Genomic DNA, 14,425 nt, shown 5'->3' with positions numbered 1-14,425 from the left:
ATTCACCATCTGAGATAAATGATGACTAAAAACCCGCTCTCTTTATTACTCAAAGCATTTTCATCTGTATTTGGCAAATTAAATTGGCGTAGTCCGCCATGGGTGAATTACTTATGCACTAAATCAAAATCGTCTCCCAAAATGTTTTGGGGAAGCGGTCTTTTCATCTTTCTCATTTTAATTGCCGCAGGCTATTCTGTCTATTGGTATAAAAATTTACCAAAACCAATTTATACCACTGCCCAAATTACAGTTCCAGATATAACACCGAATACTGAAGAACAATTAGTTCCTAACAATTTAATTATTGATTTTGGGATAAAAAATAACGGCTTTATCAATCAATCAGTCGCCCCACTGAGCCAAGTCGGGAAAACCATAACTGAAGGCATAGAAATGACTCCTGAAATGCCTGGGACATGGACGTGGAATTCCGACAGCCAATTAGTCTTTACACCTTCAGAAGATTGGCCTGCAGGACAAAAATTTACAATTCATTTTGCTCCTGAGTTCTTTGCCCCCAGTGCAAATATGGAAAGCAATGTATATTCTTTTTCCACCCATCCTTTTATTGGAAAAATCACTGAATTTAAGCTTTATCAAGATCCAGTCCATGCTGAAATAAGAAATGCCGTAGCCACAGTAGAGTTTAATTATCCAGTTAATCCTAAAAGCTTGGAAAAAAACACCTCGTTAGCATATCAAACAAAATCGGGTTCAGCGGGTGAAAAACTTCCAATTACGTTTACTTATGATAAAAATAAACGTGTTGCTTACCTGAATTCTGAAACAGTAAAAATAAACGATGTAGCCCGTTATTTACGTTTAACCTTAGACAAAAACGTTACTTCATCTACGGATTCTAACCATTTGCAACACGAATTATCAAAAAATCTGTTGATCCCTAGTGCGCAGGATTTTCTTAAAGTGATTTCTGCTTCTGCCGCAATTGTTCGCAATGATAGAGATAGGCCTGAGCAAGTCCTTACTGTCGAAACTTCGCTGGGAATAAAAGAGAATGAATTTAATAGGTCAGTACATGTTTTTTTATTGCCCAAAGATCGCCCAGCAACTGTAGCTGAAGCTGCCAAAGAAAATTATCAATGGCAAAATCCAGGAGAAGTGACCCAAACAGTCCTTTCTCTAGCCTCACCCTTGACAAAAGAAGCCATTCCCACTGAGCAAAATTATTCCACACTGCACAGCTTTAAATTTAAAGCTGACACTCCTCGATATCTATACATTAAAATTGATAAAGGATTGCAAGGCTTTGGCGATTTTACTTTAGGGAATGATTATGCAGCAGTGATTCCTGTCCCAGCGATACCTAGAGAGATCGGGTTCTTACATAAAGGTTCGCTGCTTGCTTTAAGCGGTGAGAAAAAGCTTTCTGTACTGGTTCGAGGCGTCCCGGCAGTGAAGTTCGATTTCGCGCGCGTGTTGCCTGAAAATATCAACCAATTAATAACTCAAACCCAAGGTGATTTTAATAATCCCTATTTTATTAATCCCACATTTAATCAACAAAATATCAGCCAAATCTCTTCAGAGATTCAAGAGTTTGATATTTCGGATTTAGCAAAGCAGCAATATACTGCACTTGATTTCAGCAAGTATCTGACCATGAATACGAATACTCTTGGCCCGCAAGGATTATTTTTATTACAAGCTACTGGCTGGGATGTCCCGAACAAAACTGCATTGGATGTAAAAGCAAGCCGTATGATATTGATTACTGATCTGGCTTTGTTAGTAAAAGATAATCAAGACGGTAGCCACGATGTATTCGTAAATTCCATAACCCAAGGAACTCCAGTTGCAAATACAATAGTAACTGTTTTAGGTAAAAATGGGTTGCCCATTTTATCACGTACCAGTGATGCCCAAGGGCGTGTTAGTTTCCCGCCTTTAAAAGACTTTGTTGACGATAGAGAGCCTACTGTGTATTTGGCCCAATTGAATAATGACGTTTCATTTATTCCCTTCAACAATGCCAATCGACAATTAAATTTCTCTAAGTTTGACATTGGTGGTCTTTATACTACCAATCAAGAATTACATAGTTTAAGCGCGTATCTTTTCTCAGATAGAGGAATTTACAGACCAGGAGATGCCGTTCATGTCGGTATGATAGTCAAGCAAGCTTATGCCCAGCCACAACCAGGAGGATTACCTCTGCAGGTAACTGTAGTTGATTCAAGAGGAACAACAATTAAAGACGAAAAAATTACGCTCAATGATCTCGGCTACATGGACCTTGATTTCACAACAAGCGCCAATTCTCCTACTGGTCAGTACATGATTAATTTGTATTTAGTAAAAGATGGATACCCTCAAAACTTTCTGGGTTCTACTACGATTCGCGTTTCTGAGTTTTTACCAGATAGGATGCGAATCACGAGCAGCCTGTCACCAAAGCCATCTGCTGGCTGGAGCTCACCGTCTGGGTTAAAAGGTGAAGTAAATCTCTGGAATTTATATGGGGCTCCTGCTGCCGATAGAAAAGTTAGCGCTAAAATCCTGTTAGCACCACAAAAAGTTGAATTCGATAAATATCCTGACTATAGCTTTGTTGACCCTTTGTTGGATCCCAAAAAACCACCCAAAGTGTTCACTGAAACACTTAATGATGCTGTAACAAATGATAATGGCGAGGCAGAGTTTGATTTAAATCTTCACCGTTTTGAACAGGCAACTTATCAACTAACATTTTTTGCTGAGGGTTTTGAGTCTGAAGGCGGTCGTAGTGTAACAACTCAAACCAAAACCTTGATCAGTCCTCTACCCTTTTTTGTAGGATACAAACCTGATGGTGACTTATCATTTATTAAGCAAAACAGTGCCAGAAGTGTTAATTATATTGCTATTAATCCTGAATTGAATAAAGAAAAAGTAGAGGAATTAAAGATCCAGCTGGTTTCATTACATCCAGTCACAACTCTAGTTAAAAAAGCTGATGGTACTTATCAATATCAATCAGTTATTCAATCTACAATAGTTAGCACCACCCCATTGAGTATTTCGGAGCAAGGAACTGATTACACTTTGCCCACAGACCAAATTGGTGATTTTTCATTAAGCATCCTTGGGAAAGATAATACAGTACTGAATCAGTTAAAATTCAGTGTCGTAGGTGCAAGCCAACAACCTTTAGCTAAGAACGCTGAATTATCGATTAAACTCAATAAAACTGAATACCAGGCTAATGAGGATATCGAAATACAAATTACTGCTCCCTATACCGGCTCAGGTTTAATCACAATAGAACGTGATAAGGTTTATGCATCACAATGGTTTAAAACAGAGACAACTAATTCGGTACAAACCATTCATATACCTGCTGATTTTCAAGGGGATGGATACATCAATGTCGCCTTTATACGCGATTGGAGCTCCCCTGAAATCTTCATAAGTCCACTCAGTTATAGTGTTGCTCCATTTACTGTCAACCATGAGAACCATAACATAAAAATTGATCTGCAAACCGCAGCAGTCTCACGTCCAGGCGAACCGTTCACTATAGATTATCATACGGATAAGCCCGGCAAAATTATTGTCTTTGCAGTGGATGAAGGCATTCTACAAGTTGCACGCTATGAAACCCCAGATCCTTTATCTTTCTTCTTCCAAAAGCATGCTCTTGAGGTTTTGACTCAACAAACTGTAGATCAAATCATGCCGAAATTTATTCAAGACCGGGAGCTTTCTGCGATTGGAGGAGATGGCGGTGAAGAAGGAATGGCAAGTCGGCTTAATCCTTTTAAACGAAAAACTGAATTACCCGTAGCTTATTGGTCTGGAATTATTGATACCGATTCAAACAATCGTCAATTAGTATATCAAGTTCCTGATTACTTTAATGGAACATTGCGTGTCATGGCAGTAGCAGTATCACCTGATTCAGTAGGTTCGCGTGAAGCATCTGCTGAAATTCGTGGTGATTTCATTATTAATCCCAATGTTCCAACATTTGTTGCGCCAGGTGATGAATTTCAAATATCTGCATCTGTAGCAAATAACATTAAAGGTTCTGGGGAGAATGCACTGATTAATATACATTTAAAAGCTTCTCCTGAAATCGAAATTATCGGCTCACCAACCCAAGCGCTGGAAATTGCTGAAGGCCACGAACAAACAGTTCATTTTAAATTAAAAGCCAAATCACTCTTAGGGGCAGCCAAGTTAAACTTTAAAGCCAGTTTAGGAGATAAAGCCAGTACAATGAGTGCGACACTCAGTGTCAGGCCCGCTACACCTCTTAGCACCTACATCAATAGTGGCAAATCAGCAGAAGCTCAAAAAACTTTAGATATTATGCAAACATTCTATCCAGAGTATCGTAAAGTAACAGCAACTCTTTCTACTAGCCCGATGATTCTGGTATTTGGTTTACAACGTTATCTGGATAATTATCCTTACGGTTGTACCGAACAATTAACAAGTAAAGCCCTCCCCTTGTTGGCAATGAACAATCAAACTGGTTTTGGTGAAGAAACGAAACAAGTTCATGAAAAAGTAAATGCTGCAATTCAAATGCTGAGTCAACGGCAAATGTCTAATGGCGGATTTAGTTATTGGCCAGGGCTAAGTGATAATCAGGCTAATGATTTTGCATCGGTTTATGCAATGCATTTCCTGACCGAGGCGAAAAACCAAGGGTTTAATGTCCCTAGTGATCTGTTCTTTAATGGTATTAACTATCTTAAAACCTTAGCAGGTCAAAATGTAGCGGATATGGATGCAGCAAGAGTTCAAGCTTATGCCATTTATATTTTAACCCGCAATGAAGTAGTAACAACCAATTATCTGGCGAACCTGCAATTGTACCTGGAAAAAGATAAAACAAAAGTATGGCAAACAGACATTACCACAGCGTATATTGCTGCTTCCTATCAGTTACTACAAAGTCATGATGAAGCAAATCAATTAATTGGTTTGTACAAGCCACAAAATAAGCAGGCTTATGTCACTGATTTTTATAGTAGTGCGATTGCTGATGCTCAGTACTTATATCTTGTCGCCAAACATTTCCCTAATTTGTTGCCACAGGTAGGTGATGAACTGCTGAAGCGCTTAATTCAGGCTATCAATGATAATGAAATCAATACCGTGTTATCCGGATTTACTAGCTTGGCTTTAGGAGCATATCATCCGAATCTGCCCAGTGAGTCAACATCAGCTTTGTCAATGACAAAAATCATGGCCAATAATAAGGAAATCAATGTCCCTTCTACAAATCCAAACTACCAAAAAACTGATATTGATCCTGATGTCCAAAAAATACGCTTTAACAATCCTGATAAAAAAACATTTTTCTATCAACTTATGCAATCAGGTTTTAATCGCACAAGTGCAAAAGCTCCATTAAAACAAGGATTAGAAATCTTCCGAGAATATAAAGATGCGAAAGGAAATGTGATTCATTCAACAACCTTGGGTAGTGAAATTGAAGTACATATTCAAATTCGTGCATTAGGTAGTGATTATTTATCGAATATTGCTATTGAAGATCTATTGCCTGGTGGTTTTGAAGTGGTAAACGACTCTGTAAAAAATAATACAATGGATTTTGTCGATGTGCGCGAGGATAGAGTCAATTTCTTTGGTGGGGTTGAGTCTGCTGCCAAAGAAATAGTTTATAAAATCAAAGCAGTAAATATAGGAAAATACATTGTTCCACCAGCTTATGCAGAAGCCATGTACAATCCGAATACGAAAGCACAAGGTGTTCCCTCAGAAATTACAGTTACTGAAACACCATAATACTTTCAGTATCAGTTTAGCAAATGATGCTTGATTGCAAGCAACTGTTTCTTGGGCATCTCTTCGTCTACGCCCCACGGCTTGTCCCCGGGGTTCATTATTTTAGCGAAGAGTTTCTGGATCACACAACCCCGCGAAAAAGTAGTGAGAGACGGAACGTTAGATAAGAGCTGGCTGCTTTTCAGAGACGTGTCTAATATTCAGTACCAGAGTCGTTGTGGCATTCAGATAACGGTAAAAACTCTGTTCTATCTCCAAGGCCATGCTATTTTTTATAAAAATCGGAATCAAAGCGCCTAAAAAATGGTAGCAATAATAAAAACTTTAGCGGATTTAATTGCATTTATAAATGGATCTGTTTAGATTTAGCACTTCCGTAAATAACGCACACAAATCGTTTGATGTGGCCAGATAAGAATTGTTTCTATTAGAATGGTGTATTTCATGAATAATTTAAAAAAAGGCATTAGTAGGTTAATCTTTATGGGAAGATGGCTGCAGCTTCCGCTCTATTTTGGCCTTATTTTAATACTGGCTGTTTATGTTTATCGCTTTATTCATGAACTGTTTGAGCTGGTAATTCATCTCAACAAGATTAATGATACGCTCATCATGTTAGGTGTGCTCGATCTGATTGATGTGGTTATGATTGCAAATCTTCTGATTATGGTAGTTATGGGAGGATATGAAACTTTTATCTCTCCTCTTGCTCTGGACTCCCATCCAGATCAACCTGAATGGCTTGATCATCTTGATGCGGGCGCTATGAAAGTGAAACTTGCTCTTTCATTAATTGGAATATCCTCGATTCACTTGTTAAGAACATTTATTGATCCAAATAAACTCAGTAACTTTTCTGTAATGTGGCAAGTAATAATTCATTTGACCTTGCTCATTTCAGCTTTGGCAATTGCATTTACTAATAAAATGCTTGTACAAAGTAAAACGCATTAAAGGTTGGACCTGCATGGATGCAAAGCAAATCTTAATTCACGTGGTACGCATCAAATTCTTTATATAGCGAAAGTGCATTTATAGATAAATGCTTTTTCCAGTTCTAAATCATGTACTTTTACCTAAAGTACCTCTAAAAAAATATGTTGAAAATATTTTTCTGCTGCGTTCCTTGGGCAAACCAAACTCCCTTTATTAAAAAAGATATAGAATGGATCTTAAGCTTTTTGACAAAAGACTCTAAAGGCATCATGCGATTGATATGCGTTCTTTTTCAATACCCCTGTAAATTCAAGTATATTAAAACATGCATCACTGAGCACTTCCTTTAACTCCTCTTCCTCATAGAGTGATAAAAATTTCTTAAAATCCCCCTCATAACGAGTATCTTTTTCTAGTACCTCACCTTCGCCTTTTTTAATAGTAAGATAGAAACAGCCTTTTTCCTTTAAAATAAAATGAATTTTATCGAGTACCTTAGGGAAAGATTTTTTGGCAATATGTCCCAATGAGCAGGCAGCCCATGCACCATCAAAAGATAATGAAGGTAAAGTAATTGATTCAATATCCATTAGGTGGAACTCTGCACAAGGTGCAGTACGTTTGGCAATCTCAAGTAAGTTTTCACAATAATCAATTCCCAAAACACGTGCACCTTTATTTGTAAAAAGAACTGCATCTCTTCCAGAACCACAGCCTATATCAATAATGTGCGGATGAGGCGGCAGTAACTCAATAAACTTTTCTATGGATGCAAGAGGAGCAAGTTCCGCCACACGATGCGCAAACACTTCAGCTGTTGCTTCATAACTCACTTTGGTAATTTCTTTATTTGATAGCATCTCAGAATGCATTTTTTACTCCTAAATTCACGCCTCTAGATAGATAGCTAATCATAGCAAAATTAATGAGCAGAATAATAGAATTCATTTTACGTTTCACCATTGTTCAGAATTTGCACAAAGTTTAATATTTTGTTAATGTTTGATCTTTATACTATCAATCAAAGTGAATTTGATAAACAGGGTATGGATGCCTCGTATGCTGTCTAAAATATGAGGTTATAAGATGCAATCTAAAAGCGAACCGTCTAAAAAAGAACCGTGTAAAAAAGAAGTAGAATATCAAATTAGTGTTTGTGTAAAAGATACAAATCAAGAAAACGGACCTGGGCATGTATCAGCCCTACTTATTAAGAAAAAAGGTAATTCAACTACTATTTCTCACACAAGTTTTTTTCCAGGCCCCTTTGGAAGTGTGATCAATGGATTAACTTTGGGCTCTGTACCTGTTAAAGGACAATTAGCACCAGATCATGTACAAGACATACAAGAAGCCGACCATGTTTTAGTGGCCTCTGTATCTAAAGAACAATATAAAAGTGCAAAAAAAGGACAACAAGAATTTCATCAGCAAGTAGAGACTGGTCAACGCGCCTACTCTGTTTTTGGCAAATCAAATCCAATAGCAAAAGGCTTGAATAGACTGGCTAACGGGTGTAAAGGTGCGCAGTTAATTACAGAAAAACATTTGAAAACCAGTGGGTCTCTTGCCCCAGAAGATATGTGTGGTGTCCCTGTATTTGATGATGATCATCCAAAATTTGAAAAAGTACGACTAGATAACTGCTCAAGTTCAGTTTCACTTGTAGTGAAGAAAGGCGGATTTGTTGATTTTAAGAATCCCAAGATACCATCTTTTTTTACTTCTGAGCTAGAAAAAAATGGTTTCCAAAAAGTAGATAAAGTGGACTTTGCGAAGAAACTTGAGATTAAGTTATAAAAATCACAGGGTGTACGTTGTATTTAATAAGATTAGATATGGCGTACAATCCATTGTTTGATTAAAAAATTAATAGCTTGTTATAATCTATATGCTGTATAAGTAATTTCTCAAAGTAAAAGGATTGATATGTTTTCATTTTTAAAATCTAAAAAAAATAACGGAATTACTCCTACCGCTTCAAATTCAACTCCCAATCTTGATACTCCTGATTTACAAGAAAAAAAATCCCCTGAAACCGGAAAAGATACTTGGGTATTTATTTGGAATATGACCTCTGAGAAAGTGGGTCACGCAGCGATACAAGTAGGTGGATCTAAGCCAAAAATGAAAAACGAGGATCCGGGGGAATATGCAAGCATTCATCCCGATAAAATTCCATCCACAGGATTAACCTCAGTATTACCCTTACCAGCACACATTGCTACCAATTTATCTGAAGACATGCAAACATTAGGTGCTGCAGCGCCTATTTCTGTTACTGATATAGGTGAACCAATAAAGATAATACCTAAAGATACAGGTCCCCTACCCCCTGATCATGTTTATCATTATAAAAATCTGAACGCATCCGAAATGCATAAGCACATTGAGCAAGCTCATAAAAAAGTAAAAACGGGTAAGATGGGTTATCAGTTATTTCCAAATGTGAATCTCCTTGGACTTTTGAAAGACAGTTCCGCATTTATCGCCCAAGACCCCATTGATATCGAAATGCATCGAAGGGCATCTGAGAAAAAAACAAATAACCATGAGGTACATAATTGTACTTCATTTGTTACTGAAACGTTAAATAAGGGTGGATTGCCTGTCAAATCCTCAAAGACAAAACCTTGGGGAGTGACTCCGAATGGTTTATCTGATGAAATGGAAAATAACAGGCCTAAAATTTAGGGCTGTTTCCATTTCTACTATGGGTATGCTGCATGCTGTGCTTGGGTACTCGAAAATCAGGCTATTTTGACTCAGTAAAAGAACTTACCATGCGCTAAGTTAATTTTTAGAATATTAGGAACACACTGCATTAAAGTGCCTTTTCATTATTCGACTTTAATCGTGCAACATCATAAATAGTAATGGGTGACTGAACTCCTTTAACCTTTACCCGAAGATGTCCGTTAACCTCGATGTCTTTTGCAACTTCCTGATAAGTGGATTCGGAAATCAGTATCTGTCCTCCAAGACTTAGATCTTGAATTCGTGATGATAAATTCACTGGCGCTCCTATTGCACTATATTGCATTCGCTTCCTGGAGCCAATATTCCCAACTACAGCCAAGCCTGTATTAAGCCCTACGCCCATCTCGATATGCGGTAAATGTATTTTACTGTTGGTATGATTCAGTTTTTTTAATACCTTTTGCATTTCCAAAGCACAAGCTACTGCACGAAGTGAGTCATTTCCAGAGGAATATGGCGCACCAAAAATAGCCATGATGGCATCGCCAATATATGCATCAACAACGCCTTGATGCTTTTCGATTACAGGAACCATTTTACTGAAATAAGAGTTTAGAAGCGAAACAAGAGTTTCACCAGGAATTGATTCAGATAAAGGCGTAAAATTTCTTAAGTCACTAAACATAATGGTTATTTTATTTTCATATCCGCCTAATTTTTGATGATGAGGGGACTCAAGAATTGTATTGACTACTTCATCAGACATATAAAAGCTAAATATCTTATGAATTAACTTATTACGTGTTTCAAGTTGTTTTTTTACTTTTTTCAATACAAGATTGGTCTTTCGTAGGGTTAACTCATCTTTGATTATATTGGCCAAGCTTAATAAAAGTTCTAGTTGTCTTGAATCAAGCTCTTTTGGAGAGGTATCAGCCAAGCAAAAGGTACCTACATTATAGCCCTGGGGATCAGTCAAAGGAACGCCCGCATAAAACCGAAGATATGGATCTTGTTGTACGAAAGGACTATTTGCAAATCGTTTATCATGAAGCAAGTCATTAATGATTAAGGGATCATCCTTTTTTATTGTCTCATTACAAAAAGAAATTCGTCGTGGTATTTGTTTTAAATTTAAGCCATGAAGCGCTTTGAACCATTGTCTTTCTTCATTAAGAAAAGAGATAAAGCAAATGGGAATATTAAATAAATCAATCGCAAGCCGCACCAATCGCTCGTAGCTTTCTTCAGGATCTGTATCCATAATTTTCAATGATTGAAGTGCATCGAGTCTTTTCTGCTCTAACAGGTGGGAGGTTTCAATTTTTTTGGCTTTCATAATAGCTCGCTTATCCTGGCCTTCTAAATTAGCAAGAAAAACTAATAGCCAAGTATCCTTCATATATAGTCATTATAGATTAAATAAGCCGCTTCTTTTGCATCACGATTAACTCATGGTATTCTTTGTTTACTTTATGCTCTCTTGGCTTATAAAAATGTTTACATTAAAAAATGAAAAGATGCTCGCCAAACAATTAAGCAAGGTTGATGCGCATGGCAAGTATGCGCCATTTCCGGGAGTTACAGTAATATCGGCCTGCTATCCCAAGCAAAAGGAGTTTTGTGAAACGATATATCAATTCTTAGTAAATAATCCACTGATCGTGCATCATTTTTTACCCCTACCCGCAAAAAGTTATCACATGACTACAATGAGCCTGGAAACAGAACAACAAATAGGAAGCTCATGGAGTCAATTTATAACTAATAATTTGCCTCACTATAAAAGAATCCAGCAAGCACTACAGAAAAACCCTCTTTGTCCTTCAATTGAAAAAATGGAAGTCAGCATTGGCAGAACCATTTCACTCACTTTATCTTTACCAAAAGAACAAGAAGCACAAATTAAGAAAATAGCCACATTTTTAAATATCGAAGAAACAATACCTAAAATTTTCCATATTACATTAGCTTATTCACGTTTCAAGAGAGCACCATACATAGAAATTTCAGAACAATTGCAGGCAGAAATTACCAAAGAACTCAATAAAATAATTGGAAAAATTAAATTTCCATTGGAAATTGCAGAATACACGCTTTGCTATTTTAATGACATGACCGCGTTCCCCTTATGGGATGCAGAAAATAACCCGTTTACCCAAACGCAATCGCCGCAACACGATCTACGTTTCATACAAGAAGATGGAACAGTTACAGATGAACGCCAAGAACATGATCACGAGACAATGCTTACCATTTAAGTCATTATTTCAGTTGAAATAAACATTTTGATCTTATATTGTTGCTTCTTAATCATGCATGAATTAGGGAGTTTTCATGAAAAACCATTCAGGGATATTTAGGTTAAGTGATTATAAGATTCTTGATTATCTGATTGAGCATATTGATTTGGAAATAGACCTTTCTAAAAAACCTGTTCAATCAAAAGCTTTATTGACTATTAAACCCAATCCAAAATCCAAATCTTATTCTACTGATTTGGAATTGGATGGCGAAAATATGATATTAGAATCCATTTCACTCGATGGCAAAAAGCTATCTCTAGAAGAATACGAAATAACAAAAGATTCTTTAATTATCAAAAATCTTCCTCAGGATCGGGCGTTTACACTCGAAACAACAACCCGTTTGGGTGAAAACACCGATTTATTTGGTTTATACGAAACAGAAGGAACCATTTTGGTGAAAGCTGAAACTGAAGGACTTCGCCGCGTTCTCTACTGCCATGACCGTCCTGATAATTTAGCTACCTACAAAACAACAATTATTGCTAAAAAAGAAGACTACCCTGTATTACTTTCCAATGGTTCACTAGCTGAGCAAAACGATCTAGGTGAAGGACTTCACTCTGTAACCTGGGTAGATAAAGTTCCTAAACCCAGTTATCTATTTGCATTAGTTGCTGGAAAGCTGCAAAAATCAGTAGCTTATTTCAAAACACGTTCAAAACGTGAATTGCCAATTGAATTTTATGTCCCTCCTGCAGCGACAGCAAAATGTGATTTCGCTAAAGAAGTTTTAAAAGAGGCGATGCGTTGGGAAGAGGAAACCTTTGACCTCGAATGTGAGCTGCCCCAGCATATGGTAGCCGGTGTTGATAAGTATGCCTCAGGTGCTTCTGAGCCGACAGGCTTAAATTTATTCAATACTGCAAACTTATTTACTACCCCTGAAACCCGGACTGATACTGATTTTTTACGAGTTTTGGAAGTGGTTGCCCATGAATACTTTCATTATTGGTCAGGTGATCGCGTTACGATTCGAGAATGGTTTAACTTGCCCTTTAAAGAAGGATTAACCACATTTAGGGCTGCAATGTTTCGTGAACGTTTATTTGGTACTGATTTAATTCGGATACTGGATGGTAAAAACCTTGATGAACGTGCTCCACGACAAGATACCTATACCAATGTTAGAAGCCTTTATACACCTGCAGCCTATGAAAAAAGTGCGGATATTTTTCGTATGATGATGCTTTTCCTTGGTGAAGAAGCGTTCTATAGGGGAATGCACCAATTTCTAAAAGAGAATGATGGCGGCGCAGTAACTTTAGAAGATGTATTGCGGTCATTAAGTAAATCAACAAAAAACGATATGAGTTCCTTTTTATATTGGTTTACTGAATCTGGTATTCCACAAATAACAGTTACTGATGAATATGATGCAGAAGCAAAACGTTATACTTTAAAGTTTAAAACTATAGACAGAAAAGAAAGACCCATACCCATTGTTGTTGGATTACTGAATAATAAAGGTCAGGAGATTCAAGGCGATACCATGATAATGGTTGATAAATCGAACATGGAGTTTCATTTTGATCATGTTGATACACGTCCTGTCCCTTCTTTATTACGTAGTTTTTCTGCTCCTGTAACTCTTGATTTTGCATACAATGCAGAACAATTACTGCTACTAATGCAACATGATAGTAATATCTATAACCGCTGCGAAGCAGCAAATAAACTGATCACCCAAAAGGTCAAGGATTATTGTTCAGGGAAGAGTATGACCCTTACGCATGAGTTTTTTAACGTATACCGAAGTATACTTAATGAGAAAAATTCTTCTTTAAACTATTGGTTACTTGCCGAACTCATAGCCATACCATCAGAAGAGGTCTTATTTTCCAGTATGCAAAATCAGGATTTTGAAAAAATAGCAGAAGCACGTCAATTGATTCAAAATCAACTAGCTAAAGAATTAAAAGAAGATCTTGTGCGCATACAAAAAAATCTGGATACACTGCCTATATCTCAGAGTTCCCCTTTTAAGTCGTTTGATATCTTGTCTGCGGGTGCACGACGTTTAAGACAAGTTTGTCACGCTTTTTTGGTTTCGATACAGTCCGAAAAAACGGAGCAACAGTTAATTGAGCAATTCGCTAACTCATTAGGTAAAAATATGACTGACTGCATCTCAGCACTCAACCTGTTGCTAAGTAATAACTGCAGTCAATCAGGTAGATTATTGGCATCATTTTATGAGCTTTGGCAAAACGATCCAAGCGCTGTTAATTATTGGTTTAGTGTTCAGGCAGCAGCCCATTCAGAACATGTAGTGGAATTAGTAAAACAATTAATGCTACATCCTGCCTTTGATTTGTCTAATCCCAATAAGGTGAATGCTTTATTAGGAACATTCATTAAAAATCCTTACGGATTCCATTCTATATCAGGAAAAGGATATCAGTTAATTGTCGATGCAATTCTGAAATTAGAAAAAATCAATCCAACGTTGGCTGCGAATTTGACAGAAAAATTCAATAGTTGGGATAAATATGATGAGAAAAGACAAAAGCTGATGTTAAGCCAATTGGAATTTATGAGTACAAATGCCGCAACTGCTGATGTGAGAAACATGGCAAAAAAGGAGTTAGAGAAGAGGAAGCTTGATCGACCTCTTCTCATGCAACAAATGTTCTTTGGAACTCTTTCTCTGACAGATTCAGAAATTTTGGATAAAAAAGAAGAAAAAACTAATTCTTGCTATTAAAAACTATGATTTT

8 protein-coding genes are annotated in these 14,425 nt (G+C 37.1%); 6 read left to right on the top strand and 2 right to left on the bottom strand.

The window, feature by feature from the left end:
• The first annotated feature begins 21 nt into the window (after window positions 1-21).
• Complete coding sequence (locus FOLKNPGA_RS09305; protein ID WP_182352816.1) at window positions 22-5,763, top strand: alpha-2-macroglobulin; 5,742 nt, start codon at window positions 22-24, stop codon at window positions 5,761-5,763.
• 444 nt (window positions 5,764-6,207) lie between these two features.
• Window positions 6,208-6,717 carry a TIGR00645 family protein gene (locus tag FOLKNPGA_RS09300; RefSeq protein WP_182349654.1) on the top strand — a complete coding sequence of 170 codons (510 nt, stop codon included), beginning with the start codon at window positions 6,208-6,210 and terminating at the stop codon, window positions 6,715-6,717.
• A 218-nt stretch (window positions 6,718-6,935) separates the two neighbouring features.
• On the opposite strand, the gene FOLKNPGA_RS09295 is transcribed toward FOLKNPGA_RS09300, so the two are convergent.
• Entirely contained in the window at window positions 6,936-7,571 is a 636-nt protein-coding gene (locus tag FOLKNPGA_RS09295) for a class I SAM-dependent methyltransferase (protein ID WP_182349653.1), read from the bottom strand.
• Between the two features lie 214 nt (window positions 7,572-7,785).
• Between FOLKNPGA_RS09295 and FOLKNPGA_RS09290 the strand changes: the two genes are divergently transcribed.
• A complete protein-coding gene (locus tag FOLKNPGA_RS09290; protein WP_182349652.1) occupies window positions 7,786-8,499 on the top strand; it encodes a hypothetical protein in 714 nt (237 codons plus the stop codon).
• Between the two features lie 129 nt (window positions 8,500-8,628).
• On the top strand, window positions 8,629-9,393 hold the full coding sequence (locus tag FOLKNPGA_RS09285; protein ID WP_182349651.1) for a hypothetical protein: 765 nt from the start codon (window positions 8,629-8,631) through the stop codon (window positions 9,391-9,393).
• A gap of 130 nt (window positions 9,394-9,523) precedes the next feature.
• Here FOLKNPGA_RS09285 and FOLKNPGA_RS09280 read toward each other — a convergent pair whose 3' ends face one another.
• On the bottom strand, window positions 9,524-10,801 hold the full coding sequence (locus tag FOLKNPGA_RS09280) for an adenylate/guanylate cyclase domain-containing protein (RefSeq protein WP_232890982.1): 1,278 nt from the start codon (window positions 10,799-10,801) through the stop codon (window positions 9,524-9,526).
• Between the two features lie 94 nt (window positions 10,802-10,895).
• Between FOLKNPGA_RS09280 and FOLKNPGA_RS09275 the strand changes: the two genes are divergently transcribed.
• Both FOLKNPGA_RS09275 and pepN read left to right on the top strand, forming a co-directional pair.
• Window positions 10,896-11,660 carry a DUF1868 domain-containing protein gene (locus tag FOLKNPGA_RS09275; RefSeq protein ID WP_182349650.1) on the top strand — a complete coding sequence of 255 codons (765 nt, stop codon included), beginning with the start codon at window positions 10,896-10,898 and terminating at the stop codon, window positions 11,658-11,660.
• A 76-nt stretch (window positions 11,661-11,736) separates the two neighbouring features.
• Entirely contained in the window at window positions 11,737-14,412 is a 2,676-nt protein-coding gene (pepN, locus tag FOLKNPGA_RS09270) for an aminopeptidase N (RefSeq protein WP_182349649.1), read from the top strand.
• Window positions 14,413-14,425 lie beyond the last annotated feature (13 nt).

The organism is Legionella sp. PC1000 (genome assembly GCF_014109805.1).
Classification (GTDB): Bacteria; Pseudomonadota; Gammaproteobacteria; order Legionellales; family Legionellaceae; genus Legionella; species Legionella resiliens.
Note: the sequence above shows the minus strand (reverse complement) of the source record. Positions and strands in the feature narration are given on the sequence as shown.

What these genes read in the sequence shown, in the direction of transcription:
- FOLKNPGA_RS09305 (WP_182352816.1), top strand. Translation starts at nt 22, where the DNA reads ATGACTAAAAACCCGCTCTCTTTATTACTCAAAGCATTTTCATCTGTA.
- FOLKNPGA_RS09300 (WP_182349654.1), top strand. Translation starts at nt 6,208, where the DNA reads ATGAATAATTTAAAAAAAGGCATTAGTAGGTTAATCTTTATGGGAAGA.
- FOLKNPGA_RS09295 (WP_182349653.1), bottom strand. Translation starts at nt 7,571, where the DNA reads ATGCATTCTGAGATGCTATCAAATAAAGAAATTACCAAAGTGAGTTAT.
- FOLKNPGA_RS09290 (WP_182349652.1), top strand. Translation starts at nt 7,786, where the DNA reads ATGCAATCTAAAAGCGAACCGTCTAAAAAAGAACCGTGTAAAAAAGAA.
- FOLKNPGA_RS09285 (WP_182349651.1), top strand. Translation starts at nt 8,629, where the DNA reads ATGTTTTCATTTTTAAAATCTAAAAAAAATAACGGAATTACTCCTACC.
- FOLKNPGA_RS09280 (WP_232890982.1), bottom strand. Translation starts at nt 10,801, where the DNA reads ATGAAGGATACTTGGCTATTAGTTTTTCTTGCTAATTTAGAAGGCCAG.
- FOLKNPGA_RS09275 (WP_182349650.1), top strand. Translation starts at nt 10,896, where the DNA reads ATGTTTACATTAAAAAATGAAAAGATGCTCGCCAAACAATTAAGCAAG.
- pepN (WP_182349649.1), top strand. Translation starts at nt 11,737, where the DNA reads ATGAAAAACCATTCAGGGATATTTAGGTTAAGTGATTATAAGATTCTT.